21 protein-coding genes are annotated in these 19,773 nt (G+C 39.5%); all 21 read right to left on the reverse strand.

All coding sequences use genetic code 11. The features are described 5' to 3' along the window. Window positions 1–8 precede the first annotated feature (8 nt). A complete protein-coding gene (locus K1I53_RS07705; RefSeq protein WP_001130035.1) occupies window positions 9–224 on the reverse strand; it encodes a capsule biosynthesis transcriptional regulator in 216 nt (71 codons plus the stop codon). A gap of 103 nt (window positions 225–327) precedes the next feature. After that, window positions 328–1,224: an SPFH domain-containing protein gene (locus tag K1I53_RS07710; RefSeq protein ID WP_000242874.1), complete on the reverse strand. Its 897-nt coding sequence runs from the start codon at window positions 1,222–1,224 to the stop codon at window positions 328–330. A 77-nt stretch (window positions 1,225–1,301) separates the two neighbouring features. Further along, the gene (ilvA, locus tag K1I53_RS07715) at window positions 1,302–2,552 is read right to left on the reverse strand and encodes a threonine ammonia-lyase IlvA (protein WP_084945604.1); all 1,251 of its coding nucleotides are present in this window, start codon (window positions 2,550–2,552) and stop codon (window positions 1,302–1,304) included. Between the two features lie 78 nt (window positions 2,553–2,630). Beyond that, window positions 2,631–3,653: a ketol-acid reductoisomerase gene (gene ilvC, locus K1I53_RS07720; RefSeq protein ID WP_000290685.1), complete on the reverse strand. Its 1,023-nt coding sequence runs from the start codon at window positions 3,651–3,653 to the stop codon at window positions 2,631–2,633. Window positions 3,654–3,718: 65 nt separating this feature from the next. Further along, window positions 3,719–4,195 (reverse strand): acetolactate synthase small subunit, encoded by a 477-nt coding sequence (ilvN, locus tag K1I53_RS07725; RefSeq protein ID WP_084974056.1) that lies wholly within the window; start codon window positions 4,193–4,195, stop codon window positions 3,719–3,721. Beyond that, the gene (locus K1I53_RS07730) at window positions 4,188–5,888 is read right to left on the reverse strand and encodes an acetolactate synthase large subunit (protein ID WP_223328958.1); all 1,701 of its coding nucleotides are present in this window, start codon (window positions 5,886–5,888) and stop codon (window positions 4,188–4,190) included. Before K1I53_RS07730 ends, ilvN begins: the two co-directional genes overlap by 8 nt. Window positions 5,889–6,151: 263 nt before the next feature. Beyond that, window positions 6,152–8,233, reverse strand: a complete 2,082-nt coding sequence (fusA, locus tag K1I53_RS07735; RefSeq protein WP_223328959.1) for an elongation factor G — start codon at window positions 8,231–8,233, stop codon at window positions 6,152–6,154. 276 nt (window positions 8,234–8,509) lie between these two features. After that, entirely contained in the window at window positions 8,510–8,980 is a 471-nt protein-coding gene (rpsG, locus tag K1I53_RS07740; protein ID WP_000087873.1) for a 30S ribosomal protein S7, read from the reverse strand. A 19-nt stretch (window positions 8,981–8,999) separates the two neighbouring features. Continuing rightward, window positions 9,000–9,413, reverse strand: coding sequence for a 30S ribosomal protein S12 (gene rpsL / locus K1I53_RS07745; protein WP_001142332.1), 414 nt, complete (start codon window positions 9,411–9,413; stop codon window positions 9,000–9,002). 453 nt (window positions 9,414–9,866) lie between these two features. After that, complete coding sequence (locus tag K1I53_RS07750; protein ID WP_223328960.1) at window positions 9,867–11,900, reverse strand: FRG domain-containing protein; 2,034 nt, start codon at window positions 11,898–11,900, stop codon at window positions 9,867–9,869. A gap of 12 nt (window positions 11,901–11,912) precedes the next feature. Next, the gene (locus K1I53_RS07755) at window positions 11,913–12,557 is read right to left on the reverse strand and encodes an ImmA/IrrE family metallo-endopeptidase (RefSeq protein WP_223328961.1); all 645 of its coding nucleotides are present in this window, start codon (window positions 12,555–12,557) and stop codon (window positions 11,913–11,915) included. Between the two features lie 226 nt (window positions 12,558–12,783). Continuing rightward, window positions 12,784–13,383 (reverse strand): response regulator transcription factor, encoded by a 600-nt coding sequence (locus tag K1I53_RS07760; protein ID WP_223328962.1) that lies wholly within the window; start codon window positions 13,381–13,383, stop codon window positions 12,784–12,786. A gap of 1 nt (window position 13,384) precedes the next feature. After that, the gene (locus K1I53_RS07765; RefSeq protein ID WP_223328963.1) at window positions 13,385–14,482 is read right to left on the reverse strand and encodes a sensor histidine kinase; all 1,098 of its coding nucleotides are present in this window, start codon (window positions 14,480–14,482) and stop codon (window positions 13,385–13,387) included. Between the two features lie 4 nt (window positions 14,483–14,486). Beyond that, window positions 14,487–15,221, reverse strand: a complete 735-nt coding sequence (locus K1I53_RS07770; RefSeq protein ID WP_223328964.1) for an ABC transporter permease — start codon at window positions 15,219–15,221, stop codon at window positions 14,487–14,489. A 12-nt stretch (window positions 15,222–15,233) separates the two neighbouring features. After that, a complete protein-coding gene (locus tag K1I53_RS07775) occupies window positions 15,234–16,109 on the reverse strand; it encodes an ABC transporter ATP-binding protein (RefSeq protein WP_223328965.1) in 876 nt (291 codons plus the stop codon). Further along, window positions 16,096–16,290, reverse strand: a complete 195-nt coding sequence (locus K1I53_RS07780) for a hypothetical protein (protein WP_223328966.1) — start codon at window positions 16,288–16,290, stop codon at window positions 16,096–16,098. The genes K1I53_RS07775 and K1I53_RS07780 overlap by 14 nt, the downstream gene beginning before the upstream one ends. Continuing rightward, window positions 16,287–16,493 (reverse strand): hypothetical protein, encoded by a 207-nt coding sequence (locus tag K1I53_RS07785; protein ID WP_223328967.1) that lies wholly within the window; start codon window positions 16,491–16,493, stop codon window positions 16,287–16,289. Before K1I53_RS07785 ends, K1I53_RS07780 begins: the two co-directional genes overlap by 4 nt. 123 nt (window positions 16,494–16,616) lie before the next feature. Continuing rightward, complete coding sequence (locus tag K1I53_RS07790; protein WP_223328968.1) at window positions 16,617–18,284, reverse strand: DAK2 domain-containing protein; 1,668 nt, start codon at window positions 18,282–18,284, stop codon at window positions 16,617–16,619. 2 nt (window positions 18,285–18,286) lie between these two features. Further along, window positions 18,287–18,652, reverse strand: a complete 366-nt coding sequence (locus K1I53_RS07795) for an Asp23/Gls24 family envelope stress response protein (protein ID WP_000216441.1) — start codon at window positions 18,650–18,652, stop codon at window positions 18,287–18,289. A gap of 152 nt (window positions 18,653–18,804) precedes the next feature. Then, on the reverse strand, window positions 18,805–18,993 hold the full coding sequence (gene rpmB / locus K1I53_RS07800; RefSeq protein ID WP_001140948.1) for a 50S ribosomal protein L28: 189 nt from the start codon (window positions 18,991–18,993) through the stop codon (window positions 18,805–18,807). Between the two features lie 105 nt (window positions 18,994–19,098). Next, on the reverse strand, window positions 19,099–19,773 hold the full coding sequence (locus tag K1I53_RS07805; RefSeq protein ID WP_223328969.1) for a LiaF transmembrane domain-containing protein: 675 nt from the start codon (window positions 19,771–19,773) through the stop codon (window positions 19,099–19,101).

Here is a 19,773-nt window from a genome sequence, read left to right on the forward strand (position 1 = left end):
AGCCTAGTTTAATCTTCAAATTTTTCATGATTCTTGTCATAAAAATCAATCAAACCTAGGGCTGTTTCAAATGAAATATTTTTCACTTTTGCACGACCTTGTGCCAAAGCAATAATTGACATTTCACGTGCATTTGTTTCCTTAGAGATACGGTAACCTGTGATTTTCTTATCACGAACCCAGCCAACAACTGATTCTACTTTTTCAAAGTTTGATTTAGCCATGTTCTTCTCCTATTTTGTTCTTTACGATGTTGAAATATAGCCATTTTTGAGGACTATCCATTAAAAAAACATCTACTTATTGAAAACAAATAATGAATTGTTATTACTTAGCTTTTAAAGCTGATAATATGCTTGTTCGTATATCTTCAACTCCATCAGGATTTGCTGGTAGGAAGATGGTGTTATTGCCCTTATTGTCTGCGAAATTATTCAAGGTATCTAAATACTGATTTGTTAATAGAATGGACATAATCTGGGCTTCCGTGAGTTCAACATTGGCTCCTTTTAATTCTTGAATAGAATCAGCAAGTCCGTCAACAATAGCCTTACGCTGTTCTGCAATCCCTACACCGTGTAGGCGATCTTTTTCTGCCTCTGCTTCCGCTGCTGTCACGATTTTAATCTTATCTGCTTCTGCAAGTTCTTGCGCAGCGACTCTCTTACGTTGAGCAGCATTGATTTCATTCATTGATTGTTTAACTTCAGCGTCAGGCTCAACCTTCGTAATCAGTGTTTTTACAATGATGTAACCATATGTAGACATTTCTTCTGCTACTTGCTTTTGAACTTCTAATGCAATTTCATCTTTTTTCTCAAATAGTTCATCCAAGGTCAATTTAGGTACAGATGAACGCAAAGCATCTTCAATATAGGATTTGATTTGAGCTTCTGGTCTCATTAGTTTATAGTAAGCATCTGTGACATTATTCTCATTCACTCGATACTGAGTCGCCACATTCATGGTCACAAATACATTATCTTGTGTTTTTGTTTCCACGACGATCTCACTTTGCAATAGACGCAACTGCACCCTGGCTGCAATTCTATCAATTCCAAAAGGCGCTCGTACATGAATACCACTATTACTCAACTTTTGGTATTTACCAAAACGCTCGATAATAGCGACAGACTGTTGCCTTACAACATATACAGAGCTGATAATAATCGCTGATGCAATCAGCACTAGAATAAAGAGAACAAGTAAAACATGTAAAACCATGGGAATCTCCCCCTTTCGTCACCATCATTATAGCATCATTATAGGAAATTGGCAAATAATATGATAGCAAATTTATTTTAGACTAGCATATTATACAAAGTCTCATTTCCGTTCAGATTGATATAAGATGGGTCAAACTTTTCCATCCGATGAATCAAGCCAGCATAATCATGCTTATCAGCAAGAGCAATCCCAATCAATACTGGACCTGTCCCCTTGCTGGCCCGTTTGATATATTCAAAACGAGTGATGTCATCATTGGGCCCCAAAATGTCATTTACAAACTCCCGTAGAGCTCCTGGACGCTGTGGGAAGTTCACAACAAAGTAATGCTTGATGCCATCATAAATCAAGGCACGTTCTTCCATCTCTGGCATACGGTTGATGTCGTTGTTCCCTCCAGAGATGATACAACAAATGGTCTTACCTTTGATATAGTCCGATAGAACTTCCAAGGCTGCAATGCTGGCCGCTCCAGCAGGTTCGGCGACAATTCCTTGCTTGGAATAAAGATCAATCAAGGTCTCCGAAATCAAACCCTCATCTACTCCAATAAGAGTTTCAACATTCTGACGAGTTGCTTCATAAGTCAACTGCCCAACTTTCTGCACCGCTATTCCATCAGCAAATTTGTCAATTTCTTTGAGTTTAACTGGTCCTCCAGCCTCAAAGGCTGCCTTCATCGAACGGGCACCATTGGCTTCTACACCAATTACTTCGATAGCGGGATTGGTTTCTTTGATATAGGTCGAAACCCCTGCAATCAGTCCGCCACCACCTACCGGAACTAGTACTGTATCAAAATCAATAGACTCTTTACGGGCTTCTTCAAGAATTTCGTAGGCCACAGTTCCTTGACCAGCTTGAACATGGATATCATCAAAAGGATCGATAAAGGTTCTATTTTCTGACAACGTAAACTCTTGCGCTGCCTTAGCAGAAGCATCAAAGGTATCCCCAACCAACTTGATTGTCACAAACTCTCCACCGAAAAAGCGAACCTGCCCAATCTTTTGTTGCGGTGTTGTGATGGGCATAAAAATTGTTGCAGGAATCTTCATCTCCTTACAAGTATAGGCGACACCTTGGGCATGATTTCCCGCAGAGGCACAGACTACACCACGCTCACGTTCTTCTTTTGATAGTTGAGAAATGGCATAATAGGCTCCGCGAATTTTAAAAGAGCGAACTCTTTGCGCATTCTCCTTTTTCAGATAGATCTTAGCTCCATACTTTTCTGATAAGTAATGATCATATTCCAGTGGTGTATTCACTACTACACCACTTAAAACTTTGTGGGCTTTCACCACATCTTTTGCACTTAGCATGTCTCCTCCTCAAATACTTTACAAGGTAAAAAGCGAGTTAGGTACCCCCCAACTCGCCTTCTGTTTTTATTCTAAGAATTAGTTATAGATTTTGAAAGCATCATCGTCGTTTTTACCAACGAATGGCATTGCTTTACGTAGTTCTGCACCAACTTTTTCAATTTCAAGGTTAGCTGCTTGTTCACGGTAAGCAGTCAATTTTGGACGTCCCGCTTTATAGTCATTTACAAAGTCATTTGCAAATGTACCATTTTGGATGTCTGCAAGAACTGCTTTCATGTTTTCTTTAACTTGCTCAGTAATCACACGTGGGCCTGATACATAGTCACCGTACTCAGCAGTATTTGAAATAGATTGACGCATTTTCTTGAATCCACCTTCATAAATCAAGTCAACGATCAATTTCATTTCGTGAAGAACTTCAAAGTAAGCCAATTCTGGGGCATAGCCTGCTTCTGTCAATACTTCAAAACCTGCTTCGATAAGGGCAGTCAAACCACCACAAAGTACAGCTTGTTCACCAAACAAATCTTCTTCAGTTTCTTCTTTGTAAGTCGTTTCAAGCAAACCTACACGAGCTGCTCCAACACCTTTACACCAGTCCATAGCAATGTTTTTCGCATTTCCTGTGGCGTCTTGGTAGACTGCATAAAGAGCTGGAACACCAAATCCTTCTTCATAAGTACGGCGCACCAAGTGTCCTGGCCCTTTAGGAGCACACATGAAGACATCTACATCTGCAGGAACTTTGATAAATTCAAAGTGAATGTTGAAACCATGAGCAAATCCAACTGCATTTCCAGCTTCCAAGTTTGGAGCGATTTCTGCTTCGTACAATTCTTGTTGAATTTCGTCTGGTGCCAAGATCATGATAACGTCAGCCAATTTAGTTGCTTCTGCTACTGTGTAAGTGTCAAAACCATCTTCTTTTGCTTTGTCAAAAGATTTACCTGGACGCACACCGATGATGACATCACGACCTGAGTCACGCAAGTTTTGCGCATGCGCATGTCCTTGTGAACCATAACCGATAACGGCGATTTTTTTACCGTCAAGCGCTGCTACTTTAACATCTTTTTCGTATTCCATTTGAACTGCCATAGTTTTTCTCTCTTTTCTATTATTTATTGCCTCTTAGGCGGTTTTAACAAATTTTAGTTGGATTTTTAGTCGCGGGTAAATCCAGTTGCACCCGTACGAGCGATATTTTTAATACCATATGGTCGAATCACTCGCAATAAAGCTTCACTCTTTTCAGCATTCCCAGTCATCTGAATAGTGATTGAGCTTGGCGCCACATCAACTACCGTTGCACGGAAGGGTTGGATAATAGCCAAGATTTCTGCACGCTTTTCAGCTGGTGCTGCAATTTTCACTAAGATAACTTCGCGCTCCAAGTGCGGTTTGTCTGTGATATCTCGAATGCGAATCACATCGATCTGACGATTGAGTTGCTTGATAATTTGCTCCACTTCATCATGAGAAGCCACATCAATAATGATGGTAATCCGTGATACATCAGGATTCTCTGTCGCACCAACTGAGATACTCTCAATGTTGACCTGACGACGAGAAAGGACACCTGTAAAGCGATTGAGGACTCCTGAACGATTTTGTAGTTTTGCCGTTAACATTCTACGCATGGAACTTCACCCCCAACATCTCATGATTGCTCTTACCAGCTGGTACCATCGGTAAGACCTGTTCCTTACGAGAAATATCCACCTCGATAAACATGGGCACATCCTCCAGAATAACCTCTAGATCTTTTTCTATCGTCTCTGGATTATCAAATTTATAGTTTTTGATGCCGTAAGCCTGTGCCATCAGCTGGAAGTCAGGAAGTGTATCAAAGACTGACTCAGAAGTTCTACCCTCATAGAAGGATTCCTGCCACTGACGAACCATTCCTAGTGAGTGGTTGTTCAACATGACAACCTTAATCGGCACCTTGTAGATGTTTAGGATGGCTAGTTCTTGGTTGGTCATTTGGAAGCCACCATCACCTACAAAAAGGACTACTTCTTTTTCTGGATTGGCAATCTTGGCTCCGATAGCTGCAGGAACCCCGAATCCCATGGTACCCAAACCACCTGAAGTGACTAACTGACGCTCATTTTGGTAAGGATAATACTGAGCCGTCCACATTTGGTGTTGCCCTACGTCTGTGACAACAATGGCATCCCCATTCGTCAACTCACCGATACGTTCAATAACGGCCTGCGGTTGAACCACACGTTCTTTCTTGTCATAAGAACGAACACGGTTCTTGTCTTTCGTGACTTTTTCAATCCATTTTTCAGTATTGTTATGAACAGTTGGCTCTGCCAATAGCATCTGCAAGGCTTTCTTAGCATCGCCCACCACAGGAATATCTGCACTAATAATCTTACCAATCTCAGCTGGGTCAATGTCAATATGCGCAACCTTGGCATTTTTAGCAAAGGTCTTAGGATTGCCAGTTAAGCGGTCATCGAAACGGCAACCAATACTAATCATAAAGTCCGCTTCGGTCATGGCAATGTTAGCTGCGAAAGAACCGTGCATACCTCCCATACCAAGAAAGAGCGGATGACTCGTTGCAATCGTGCCTTGCCCCAAAAGGCTTGTTACCACTGGAATTTGGTAACGTTCAGCAAACTCATTGAGCTCAGCAGCTGCTTCTGCATAACTAACCCCACCACCAGCTAGCAATACGGGTTTTTTAGCCTTAGACAATTGCTTCAAGATTTTCTTGATTTGCATGTCATTCGGATCAAGCGTCGGTTGATAGCTTGGTAAATTTACCTCTGGTGAATAGATGAAGTCCGTCTCTAAGGCAGATACATCCTTTGGCAAGTCGATCACAACTGGCCCTGGACGACCTGTAGTTGCGATATGGACAGCTTCCGTAATGATACGGGGAATGTCAGCTGTCTCACGGACTTGGTAATTGTACTTGGTAATAGGCATGGTAATACCGACAATATCCGCCTCCTGAAAGGCATCTTTCCCAATTCCTGCTCGAGCGACTTGTCCGGTAAAGACCAAAAGGGGAACGCTATCGCTCATGGCATCTGCAATCCCTGTAATGGCATTCGTTGCTCCCGGTCCACTCGTAACGACGGCAACACCCAACTTTCCAGTTGATTTGGCATAACCTTCAGCTTCATGCAAACAGCCTTGTTCATGGCGACCCAAGATGTGGCGAATGCCTTTGAAATTATAAATCGCATCATATAAAGGCAAGACAGCCCCACCAGGATAACCAAATATGGTATCAATTCCTAAATCACGGAGGGTTTCCAAAACTAGATCCGATCCCGTCTTAGGAGCGTCTAAACTGATTTTTTCCATTGTTCCCCTTTCTCTTCTCTTAAAAATAGCTTGTTACTATCATACCATTTTTTCAAAAATTTTCAAGACAAAAGAAGCAATTTTCTGAATTTTCTATCTAAACGTGTTTTTATGAATGTTTTTCCTATTTTTATAAATATGAATAGGGAATTGAACGATTTTATTACTACCAAATTTAGTTTAGGGTATATTTTTCTAACCTTCCTTGATATAGAACATAAAAAGGAAGCCACTAAGTGACTTCCTTCTAGAGTGAGGACTGATTAGTCTTCACCTTTGTTTTTCTTAATGATTTCTTCTTGTACTGACTTAGGTACATCTTCGTAGTGGTCAAATACCATCATGAATGTACCACGTCCTTGAGATGCTGAACGAAGAACAGTTGCGTAACCAAACATTTCAGCAAGTGGAACGTAAGCACGTACGATTTGGCTGTTACCATGTGCTTCCATACCGTCAACACGTCCACGACGAGCAGTTACGTGACCCATAACATCACCAAGGTTCTCTTCAGGAACAGTGATGGTTACAAGCATCATTGGCTCAAGGATAGCTGGTTGTGCAGTCTTAGCAGCTTCTTTAAGAGCAAGTGAAGCCGCAATCTTGAAGGCAGTTTCAGATGAGTCGACATCGTGGTATGAACCATCGTAAAGCTTAGCTTTAACGTCAACCATTGGGTAACCTGCAAGAACACCGTTAGCCATAGATTCTACCAAACCTTTTTCAACCGCTGGGATAAATTCACGAGGAACCACACCACCGACGATTGCGTTTTCGAATTCGAATCCTTTACCTTCTTCGTTTGGAGTAAATTCAATCCATACATCACCAAATTGACCTTTACCACCAGACTGACGTTTGAAGAATCCACGTGCTTGAGTAGAAGCGCGGAATGTTTCACGGTAAGATACTTGAGGAGCACCTACGTTCGCTTCAACTTTGAACTCACGACGCATACGGTCAACAAGGACGTCAAGGTGAAGCTCACCCATACCTGAGATAACTGTTTCACCAGTTTCAACGTTTGTTTCAACGCGGAATGTTGGATCTTCTTCAGCCAATTTTTGAAGGGCGATACCCATCTTATCTTGGTCAGCTTTAGATTTTGGCTCAACCATCAATTGGATAACAGGTTCTGGAACGTTGATTGACTCAAGGATGATTTTAGCTTTTTCATCTGTCAATGAGTCACCAGTTGTAGTATCTTTCAAACCAACGGCAGCAGCGATATCACCTGAGTAAACAGTGTCAATTTCTTGACGGCTGTTAGCGTGCATTTGAAGGATACGTCCGATACGTTCACGTTTACCTTTAGAAGTGTTCAATACGTATGAACCTGATTGAAGAACACCTGAGTAAACACGGAAGAATGTCAAACGACCTACGAATGGGTCTGTCATGATCTTGAAGGCAAGAGCTGCAAACGGCTCATCATCAGATGCTGGACGAGTTTCTTCTTCATCTGTATCTGGGTTGATACCTTTGATTGCTGGGATATCAAGTGGGCTTGGAAGGTAGTCGATAACCGCATCAAGCATCAATTGAACACCCTTGTTCTTGAAGGCAGATCCACACAATACTGGGAAGAATTCAACGTTGATAGTTGCTTTACGGATAGCAGCTTTCAATTCTTCGTTAGTGATTTCTTCACCTTCAAGGTATTTCATCATCAAGTCTTCATCAGTTTCAGCGACTGCTTCAACCAATTTTTCACGGTATTCTTGAGCTTGGTCAAGGTATTCAGCTGGAATATCTTCTTCAAGGATATCTGTACCAAGGTCGTTAGTATAGATTTCAGCTTTCATCTTGATCAAGTCGATGATACCACGGAAGTCATCTTCAGCACCGATTGGCAATTGGATTGGGTGTGCGTTTGCTTGAAGACGGTCGTGAAGTGTGCTTACTGAGTAAAGGAAGTCAGCACCGATTTTGTCCATTTTGTTGGCAAATACGATACGTGGAACTCCGTACTCAGTTGCTTGACGCCAAACTGTTTCAGTTTGAGGCTCAACACCAGATTGTGAGTCAAGAACAGTAACCGCACCGTCCAATACACGAAGAGAACGTTGTACTTCGATTGTGAAGTCCACGTGTCCTGGTGTGTCGATGATGTTTACGCGGTGGTTGTTCCATTGAGCTGTTGTCGCAGCAGATGTGATAGTGATACCACGTTCTTGCTCTTGCTCCATCCAGTCCATTTGTGACGCACCTTCGTGAGTTTCACCGATTTTGTGGATTTTACCAGTGTAGTAAAGAATACGCTCAGTAGTTGTTGTTTTACCGGCATCGACGTGAGCCATGATACCGATATTACGAGTTTTTTCAAGTGAAAATTCGCGTGCCATGAGGTTAGTTTCTCCTATTTTTTATTTTACAATCTATTATAACATTATTTAGAAAAAACGGATAGGCAGGACCTACCCGTTCTCAATGTTTATCTTGTTTTTGTTGGTTTCAACTTGTGTGAAAAGTTGAATTGAACTCGGGCTAAAAGCTTAAGTTAACTGATTCGAACTCGAGCGAGGCCCGGTGCAAAAAAGATAAACTGCTTTGTGTTCACGGAACACTGCATCAGTTTCCTATTTTTGCCTTGGGCCTTTGCCGCTCTTAGTATCATTTTATTACCAACGGAAGTGTGCGAAGGCACGGTTAGCTTCAGCCATACGGTGAGTGTCTTCACGTTTCTTAACAGCTGCACCAGTGTTGTTAGCAGCGTCCAAGATTTCTTTTGCAAGACGGTCTTGCATTGTGTGTTCACCACGAAGGCGAGCGATTGTTACCAACCAACGAAGTCCAAGTGTTGTACGACGTTCTGGACGAACTTCAACTGGGACTTGGTAGTTAGATCCACCAACACGACGTGCACGTACTTCAAGTACAGGCATGATGTTTTCCATAGCTGTTTCAAATACTTCAAGTGCATCGTTACCAGTAGCTTCTTTGATTTGCTCAAAAGCACCGTAAACGATTGAAGCAGCTGTACCACGTTTACCATCAAGCATAACGCGGTTGATAAGACGAGTAACTAGTTGTGAATTGTAAAGCGGATCTGGCAATACATCACGTTTTGGAGCTCTATTTTTACGACTCATTTCTCTTTATCCCCTTTCCTTATGCTTTTGGACGTTTAGTACCGTATTTAGAACGGCCTTGTTTACGATCGTTAACACCTGCAGTATCAAGTGCACCACGGACGATATGGTAACGTACCCCTGGAAGGTCTTTTACACGTCCACCACGAAGAAGCACCACGCTGTGCTCTTGCAAGTTGTGTCCGATACCTGGGATGTAGGCAGTAACTTCGATAAGGTTGCTCAAACGTACACGAGCGAATTTACGAAGGGCAGAGTTAGGTTTTTTAGGTGTCATCGTTCCAACACGAGTTGCTACACCACGTTTTTGTGGTGAAGAAACGTTTGTTTGAACTTTTTTGTGACTGTTGTAACCAACGTTCAAAGCTGGTGATTTAGATTTTTCTACTTTTGATTTACGCGGTTTGCGAACCAATTGGTTAATTGTAGGCATCTACATTCTCCTGTGTTTTTTATTTTTGGTGATGATACACTTGGTGACAGCTACCATCTGTGTGTACTTTTGCAACATTTGTCAGCACGTCCCTGTACACTTTTGAGAGACCAAAAGTAAAAAGTACCGTCTATTATTGTAACACAATTTTTCTTTCCTTGTCAATATTTTTTTCGTTTTTATTCTGATCTTTTAAGTCTTGGAAACAAGTTCTTACCGCTTTTTTAAACAAAAAAACGGGCTCTATAATTCTTACAGTGGTTTTACCCACTACAGAAATTATCGAGCCAGGATTATTGGATCTATCTGCTAAAAATTAACTTTCTTCCTAACTTCCTTGACCATAATAGCAACTAACTCTGTACCGTTACCCTAAAGAAACAACAAATTAAACAGGATTTAGGTAATGAACTTGCCCTCACTGTCTGAAAAAAACAAAAGAGAGAATAATCATTACATGTCAAACGATGGTTTCTCTTCCTCTGGGCGTTTATATCGACCATTTTCATAAGAGACATAATTTTGAAAATCTGGAAATAAGCTTCTCTTGGAATGTCCATACTCATCTAACTTAGCTTTTAAATAGTTTTTTAACAAAGTATATTGATCAGTACCTTGTAGTGTCTTATCTACCAAGTTAACCTTATTCTTTAGGGCTTCAAAACGTTTCTCAAGATTGCTTATATATTCATTCTCATTTGCATCGAGCTCTTCATCATATTTAAGGTTATCAGCAGCTTTAATTATGCCTTCAATATTATATTTAAAAAATTCACTGTCTGACTTCTTTGATACTTCTATAACAACTGTAATACGATTAATTCTTTCAACTTTCTTCTCTAATTCCTTTAGTTTCTCTTTTACATATTTAATAGTGCCAGGTTCATATTCTATTTGCACTTTATTATTTCTTTCATCTTCTTCTAATTCTAATAAATTATATAACTTTTCATAATGTAGAAATGCTCCATTTTGAGCAATCAGACGCTTATTTTTTTGGAATTTTTCAGGTAGATAAACAATATTGTTATCCCTATGTTTTTCTTCTTCAATCTCAAATAATTCAAATTTAGGAGTATGGAAATCCTCGCCATCAATCATAAACAGCAAAGCTGTGTAAGGATTTTTAGACATATCAAGAAGACATGTCCCAAATTCATAATGCTGGAGACGTGAAAAAGCATCATTCCGCTTACTTGAGCCAATGCTACTATCATATTCTAGTTCTTCAGGATATTCTCTCGCTATTTTTTGATATAATCCTTCAAATTTGCTATAAAATTGGTCGCTATTCTTTTCACCATGATAAGTTCTGTTCCTAAAAACAGCTGGAATAGCATCATGCTTGTTATTAGAATAGCCTCTAAAATAATTATATTTAAATCTACTAACTATAAGATCACTATTAGAATTATTAAGTACTATATTTTCTGTCTTAGTTCTTCTTCCATCAAAAATAGAAATTAATTCTTTTAAAGTATAAAAGATAGTCCACCCACTTTTTATAGTACCATAGCCTTCTCTATTATAGTAATCACATTTTATTTTATTATTAAGTTTGTATACTTCCCCCACTACATTTAATATTGCAACTTTTTCTTTGTAATTTTCTACATTCTCTGACTTCCCATTTTGTTGTTTAGAGCTGCACTCTTTCGTAGTTTCACTTGTTTCATCATCATCTCCTCCTATTTCAAATTTATTACAATCTTCCTCTGAGCCCTTATTATTTTTAATATTTTTATAAATACCCGTAAGAAAATTATTTATTTCTAAATTACTGATGTTTTCTTTCAATAACAACTCATAATCTTTAAACTCATCAAGTGAAATTTGAAGGTTTCTCTCTTCCAGTAGTTTAACTTGTTCACGGCTTGAACTAGACAAAATATATGAGAGCATCCTATTAGAAAAGTACTCAAAATCGTAGATTAAGCCTTCATTGACTCCTGTATAATGTTTACTTACTTTCAAATATAGCTTTTCAAAGCTTGTCGAATCTCGTATTATTTCTTTTATATTTTGTATAGTTTTTTCTTGTGAATCATTCTGTTTTTCTTCGTGATTTTTAATGTGTCGATATACCCATGCAGCAAAATCGTCTTGATGCTTATTTTTAAATATATCAAAAAAAGACTTTTGTAAATTTTCACTGAGAAATTCTATGTGCCCTTTTAAATTTTGTTGGTCATTGTAGTCAATTTCTTTTACTATAAAACGACTTTTTTCAAAAGAGCTAGGAGCTTTGGCAAAGTCTGTGTATTTGAAAATACGACTATTTTCACTTGTCTTCTCTTCAGTTTCAGGAATTCTGCTTACCTCATCTTTTTTTACTTCACAAGATATTGTGAGTTTGATATCGTTAAAAATTATTTTATCAATTAACTTGTTATCATTATTACTATGATTAAACAAATCGTACATAGATTTATAAAAAATTTTGATAGCTTTTTGATTCTTAATAGTATCATTTCCCTTATCAAACATTTCTAACTCTCCTCAATAGATATAATCTAAAAATTTTAATCGCTTATACACCGCAAATTTCGAAACATCTGTTTTATAAGAAATATATTTAATTAACTCATTGACATCTTTATTAAACATTTTATTTAAGTCGCCATCGCATTTTTCATTTTTGTATTCAATAATTATATTTTCTAATAGTTTTTCTGGTAGAAGTGTTTCATAGGCAAATTGATTAGCTTTGGCTTCATAAGAAGGGCGTGAAAATGATTTATTACGATCCAAATAAGCACTTGAATCTTCAAATAAATAATGAGCCAGCTCATGAGCACATGCATAATGTCTATCTTCATTTGATAAATACTTATTAATGTATACTTTTTTTCCTTTACTATCGTAAAAAGCATCTACCGTCATCCCGCTAGACTTAAAAAACCTAGGACCATTAAATTTTTTATACGCCTTGATAATAGAAACGATATCAATTTTTTGGACTTCTTGATTATCGTTATTTTTATCTATAATATCTTCTATTGCTTTTCTATATTCTTCAATTCTGGTACTTGTTTTTTCATTGAAAATTTCCTCCTTATATAGGTCTTCTGACTCTAGCAAACTTTTGTATGACAAGTTATCATTTTTTTGTAAACCTTTAATTTTATGGATATTTATTAGCATATAATCCTTTTCTTTCTTTTTTATATAGTTTTAAATATGATTCTAACATAAAATAGGTTATTTAACGCCATGTAAGTGTTTTCTGATAACAGTTTCAAGGATTTTGTTATAATCAACCCACTATAGTTGATAAAGAGTCAAAAAAGGAAGCCCATTGACTTCCTAAATTCAGGTATGGATTTCCTTCAATTAATCATTCGTTTGAGATGTTTTTTTATCTTTCTTATCAAAGCCAACCAGATTCTGTTGCAATGTTGGCTGCCTCTGTTCGATTACCAGCATCTAGTTTCGAAAGAATATTGGTAACATAGTTTCGGACGGTTCCATTTGATAGATAAAGCTGATCTGCGATTTCTTGGTTAGACAAGCCCTGAGCAATTCCCTTTAAAACAGCGATTTCTTGTTCTGTTAAGGGGTTGGGATGCGTCATCACCACTTCCATCAATTCAGGCGAATATTCCTTACGTCCTTCGAGAACAGTATGCAAGGTTTGCATGAGGTCTGCAATACTCCTTTCTTTTAAGACATAAGCATCCACTCCAGCCTTGATTGCACGTTCAAAATAGCCAGGGCGCTTGAAGGTCGTCACGACGACTACCTTAGTTTCTAGCTTTTCTGCTCGTATCCACTCCAAGACTTCGAGGCCAGTCTTAACGGGCATCTCTACATCAAGAATGGCGATATCTACTGTCTCTTTTTCTAAAAGTTGGATTGCTTCTTGGCCATCCTTGGCTTGTAGGACAGAATCTACATCTGATTGGAAGGTAAGCAACTGGCACATAGCATCTCGCAACATACTTTGATCTTCTGCAACAAGTAGTTTCATCTTAGTTTCTCTCCTTATAAGGTAGTCGAACCTGCACTTCAGTCGGATGTTTCTGACTGATCACCTTTACTTCTCCAGAAAATGGAAGGACACGGTCTCGAACGGTATGGAGCTCATCTCCTTTTAGAGAGGGAAAGCCACAACCATCATCTCTCACTGTTAAAATAAGCTCTTTCTCTGTCCGTTCTAATTTTAAGTAGGCTTTAGACGCTTTGGCATGTTTGATGATATTGGTCACCAATTCAAGTAAAATCATGGAAGCCGTTGACTCCAATTCCTGAGTTAGGCTAGCAGTATCTAGTTGGTGATTGATTTCCGTTTCAATTCCTGCAATTTCCAGCATTTTTTTAACAGTCACAAACTCGGAGGCAAGTGTTCTGGTTTTAAGATTTTCAATGATGGTACGAACTTCATTCATGGATTCTTTACTGATCTGATGAATTTCTTTTAATTCTTTTTCCACTTGAGGATAGGCTTGCATTTGAAGTAGCTGGAGGGCAAGGTCCGTCTTCACACTCAGCATAGCAAAGGTATGACCTAGGCTGTCATGGAGATCCTGCCCGATACGACTGCGTTCATTTTCAGCCAAGAAAAGATTGAGCTTAGCATTTTGCTTTCTCTTTTCTTCTTTTATCTCCTCCGACACTCGAATCCGATAGAGACCAAAGGTAAAAGCATCAGAAAAAACAAAGGTCACCAAGAAAAAGAGCAGTTGCCCGAGACTAACTTGACCAACCATATAAATTCCTGTCAAAATCATCGGTTGCAAGACAATAAAACTGACAAAACGCCAAGAATGGAAGGAAATCTCATCCAGCTCATAAATGAGTAGGTTAGATAAATAAAAGATAAACCATGTGAAGCCCGAATTCAGCCAAACCGATGTATAAAAAATGTAAGCAAGCATGATCCACCAAGCCAGCCACTGCACAGTACGGTTTTGACTTAATAAAATCGAATAAAAGGCTAGGACAAATAGTAGAGTCCATAACAAGGTTAAAAGCGGGTACTCTCCACCGATAACACCCGCTATAGGAAAGATGATAAACACTAATGAAATATGAAACATATAATGAGTGTTTTTTAATTTTTCCAACATAGATTTATTTTACCTCGATCCGTTTTTTCAGCTGGATTACCAGTACACCAAAGAAAACTGTATAGCCTAGTACAACCAAGGCGGCAAGAATATTAAACTCATGGTGTTCCAAATAAGCAGAGACGACCTGCATCAGTTGATAGGTTGGAGTCAGTTTTCCAATAGATTGGAGCCATTCTGGGAAGGAATTCAAGGGGAACCACAGTCCACCTAGGACAGCTAAAGCAATATAGGCAATATTTCCAACAACCGTCATCAGTTGAGCACTGGGAAGCAAGCTCACCAAGACACCCATGCTGATAAAGACCACGCTTCCGACCAGCAAAATAGCACCGATTACCAACCAGTCAAGCCAAGGTAGCGTAACTCCACGGACAAAATGACCAACCGAAAAGACAACTATAATTGATAACAAGAAAGTTAGCAGAGTACTGAACAGTTTTGATACATAATATTCTACCATAGATACGGGAGAATGTTGAATCAATTTTTGCCAGTTATTCGTCTTGTCGGATTCGAGTGTGCTAGGGATACTGAAAAAAGCACTTGACATGATACTAAAGAGCGTCATGGCAAAAAGATAGGCTTGAAGAGCAATTTCTGGAATATCAGACCCTGACATCATACCAGAGAATATAAGGTAAAACATACTTGGAAGTCCAATGGACAGCAAATAGTAGACGGCTTGCCGTTTCATCAAAATGAGTTCCACTTTCATGAGACTTGTCATATTTTTCATCGTCAATCTCCTTTAGTCTTGAGTCGTTTCGAAGATACTGTCTAAGAGAGTTCGATTACGAACTTCAATTTCTTCGATCGTGCAGCCCTGTTCTTGCAAGGCTTTCCATACTTGGCTGGGTTCTTTGGTTGTGAAGGAAAGAGCATTTTGCTTGATTTCAAGCTCTTGAACTATAGTCAAGGTATTGACAAAATCCTGATAGGTTAGAGGCACGGTAAAGTGTTTTTCTTGTTCTTCACCACGCATGGCATAAGGCGTCGTATCACGAATCAATTCACCCTTGTGGAGGACCAAGATGCGGTCGGCCGTATGCTCCACCTCTTCAATATAGTGAGAAGAATAGACAATGGTCACACCATTTTTCTTCAGCCGATTGACAATTTCCCAAAAATGCTGACGTGTCGAGGTATCCATGGCAGCAGTTGGTTCATCTAAGAAAAGAATTTTCGGACGACCTATTAAAGTCAACACGAAAGAGAACAAACGTTTTTGCCCACCAGACAACTTGCCCGCCAGCTGATTTTTCTGCTTATCTGAGAATCTCAGCAAGTCATCAATTTCTTTGTCTGAAAGGCTGTCGGGATAAAGTGACTTGAAAAATGATAGAAGTTCTTTCACCTTCAAGCTTTGTACAACCGTATTTTCTTGAGGCAAGACAGAAACAAGCTGTTTTAATCGAGGATCTGTTGGTGCAAAGTCTTGAATGGCTACCTGCCCTGAGCTCATGAACTTGTCGCCCAAGAGGCAATCAATCAAGGTTGTCTTCCCTGCTCCGTTAGGCCCAATCAAGGCGACACATTCACCATGATGGATTTCAAAGGAGATGTCACGCAAAATCTCCTTGTCTTTTATTTTCTTACTCAATTTCTCAACTTTAATCACAGTCATGAGATTCTCCTTTCAACCACTTCATTCCCATAGGGAAAACAACGAAAATCATAAATCCAACCCCCCAAGCACCACGAATAAATTGGCGAAGCAAGGTTTGGTCAAACCAACCAGTAAACATTTCCACTAACCATACCAAGAGTGACAGGCCGATAAAGAAATAGATGATTGCCTTTTTCATTCCTCAAACTCCTTTTTCACATCTCTGACCAATTTCAAACCTTCTCTGACAAGCCAAGACATCATTCCAAAGCCAGCAAAGAGCTCCCAAGGAAAATGATAGAAACCCTCGTCCAATCCTGACAACATGAGATAGGTCATAACTCCTGCTGCTACTAAACTCACTGCGACAATCATTTTATTTTTCATTTCTTCTTCCTCCATTTCCTACTTCAATTATAGTCTTTTGAAGTTAGCGGAGCTAGATGCTTCTGTCACTAGGAAATATGACAAATGTCATAAAAAAGAAAGTTGAAAAATCAACTTTCTTTTTAATCTATTAAATTTTTATTCCACACTAAAAAGATATGGATATACAGGTTGTTGACCTTGGTGAATCTCTACTTCAACATCTTCAAATTCTTCTGCGATTTCTTGAGCAATTTCATTGGCAAGTTCTTCACTTCCATCTTCACCGACATAGAAGGTTACGATTTCACTGTCTTCGTCTAGCATGTGCTTCAAAGTTTCAGTCAAGGTTTGGTGCATGTCAGGGTTTGACACAAGGATTTTGCCATCTACCATACCAAGATTGTCATTTTCATGAATTTCCAAGCCATCGATAGTTGTGTCACGAACGGCAGTAGTTACACTTCCGCTGATGACATCACCGAGGGCTGCAGTCATATGTTCTTTGTTTTCTTCGATTGATTTGCTTGGGTCAAAGGCAAGAAGACTCGTCAAACCTTGAGGAAGAGTACGAGCTTCTACCACAACAGCTGGTTGATCTAACACCTCTGCGGCAGATTGAGCTGCCATGAAGATATTTTTGTTGTTTGGCAAGAAGATGATGTTGCGAGCATTGACTTGCTCAACAGCCTTGATAAAGTCTTCTGTCGAAGGGTTCATCGTTTGACCACCTTCGATGACATAATCCACACCTTGGGCACGGAAGATATCTGCCAATCCTTGACCAGCTACTACTGCGATAAGGGCATACTCCTTCTCTTCAGCTGGCTTGCTGACTTGTGCTGCTTCTTTTTCAACTTGTGCTTCGTGTTGGTTACGCATGTTGTCCACTTTGACCTTGACCAAGCTACCATATTTAAGCCCTTCTTGCATAACAAGACCTGGATCTTCGGTATGGACGTGAACTTTGACAATCTCATCATCGTTGACAACAAGGAGCGAGTCCCCAAGTTCATTCAAGTAGTTACGGAATTCATCATAGTCAAAGTCCTTAGAATAAGTTGGGCCTTGTTTGAGAGCAACCATGATCTCCGTACAGTAACCGAAGGTAATATCCTCAGTTGCCACATGACCTGCTACAGACTTGTGGTGCTCTGCATTAATCATTTCACTCATGTTGGCAGGGGTCGCTACAAAGTCTTCAGAAGCACTGTATTCACCAGTGAGTGCTGAAAGGAAACCTTCGTAGATGAAGACCAAACCTTGACCACCAGAGTCCACGACACCAACCTCTTTCAAGACTGGGAGCATTTCTGGTGTCTTAGCCAGAGCTCTCTTAGCACCTTCCAAGGCTGCTCGCATGACCTCAACAGCATCATCTGTCTCCTCGGCTTTTTTCTTAGCCCCAATGGCTGCACCACGAGAAACTGTCAAAATAGTTCCCTCAACTGGTTTCATAACCGCCTTGTAGGCTACTTCGACACCAGATTGGAAAGCAAGAGCCAAGTCTTGACCTGTTAATTCGTCTTTTTCCTTAATAGCTTGGGAAAATCCACGGAAGAGCTGCGAAGTGATAACCCCTGAGTTTCCACGCGCACCCATCAAGAGCCCCTTAGCAAGAATGCTCGCTACTTCTCCAACTGTAGAAGCAGGCTTGTCTGCTACTTCTTTGGCACCATTCTCGATGGTCATCCCCATGTTTGTCCCAGTATCTCCATCTGGAACTGGAAAGACGTTTAATGAATTGACATATTCAGCTTGCTTATTCAAACGAGTTGATGCGGCCTGCACCATTTCTTGAAATAAGCTGGTAGTAATTTTTGACACGATTATTCTCCTACAACTTTGATATTTTGAATGTAGACATTCACAGTCTGAGCAGTGATTCCTAGTTGGTTTTCCAAACTAAAACGAACACGCTCTTGGATGTTTTTTGAGACTTCACTAATCTTTGTTCCGTAGCTCAAGACGGTATAAACATCAACTGCAATACTGCCATCTTCGGCTGCTTTTACGACAACACCTTTTGCATAATTTTCCTTACCAAGGAGGGCTTGGAAATTATCTTTGAGGGTATTTTTGCTAGCCATACCGACCACACCAAAAATCTCAGTTGCTGCACCACCTACAACGGTTGCAATCACTTCATCTGTTAGTTCGATTTGACCATCTTTTGTATTAATTTTTACAGTCATTTTTTTTACCTCAACTAGTTGATACTTTATTTTATCATATTTCATCCCAAGTGTAAAAGCAGAATGCTGTATTGGTAGATATTTACTCTATTTTTCAAATGGTTTTATCTCTAGAGCAAAAGAAAAAGACCTAGGCGGTCTTTTCATTTTTATTAAACGCGTTCAACTTTACCTGATTTCAAAGCACGAGCTGAAGCCCAAACTTTTTTAGGTTTACCATCGATAAGAACAGTAACTTTTTGAAGGTTTGGTTTTACGGCACGTTTTGTTTGGTTCATCGCGTGTGAACGGTTGTTTCCTGATACAGTCTTACGACCTGTAAAGTAACATACTTTAGCCATTGTGTTTTCCTCCTATTAGATCTAATATAGCGGATGTGCTAGCACCACATACCGTACTATGTTATCACACTTTCTTTATTTTGGCAAGGGAATTAGGAGACTTTTTTATTTAACATAGACAACGCCAAGTTTACCAAAGGCTACTTCTCCACGGATAATCAGGGTTTTACTAGTTGGTGCTATAGGAGCATCAGCCTTGGCCGCACCAAAAGATGTTTCAACTTTCAGGTCTACTCGCCAGTGTTGTGGGACATATACAGTTGCATTACCAAAAGCCACTTCGATATTCAGAGTGGCAAAATCACCTAACATTTCTGCGTTATCATAGTAGATTTTAGCATCCCCAAAAGCGACTTCCACTTGGTCATCTACAAGATCTTGATCTTGTTTATAGAAGGTTCCACTGCCAAAAGTGACTTCCTTATCTGTGACGACTGTTCGCTCACTGTTGTACCACCATTTTTTTCCGTACCAAAACTTACTTGAGTGAGTGAGATAGCCAACTCCTAGCACTGCTAAGATACTAGCCCAAAACAAAGACTGGTTTGGAATAGGAAAAATGTTATAAAAATGATTCGCAATCGTTAAGGCTACTAGAGCGGTAAAAACTGCTGATGTTAGATGACGACGAAGCAAAGCTTCAACTGATTGGTAAGCAAAAAAGGCGATACCAATCAAAGGCCATATTTTACCATCCAAAGAAGGAATGCCAAAATTTCCTTGCAGCAAGATCCAAGCTGCTAAAACCAATAAAACAATACCAAATGCTTTCTTTTTCAT

The sequence above is a fragment of the Streptococcus oralis genome (assembly GCF_019929365.1).
GTDB lineage: Bacteria > Bacillota > Bacilli > Lactobacillales > Streptococcaceae > Streptococcus > Streptococcus oralis_BT.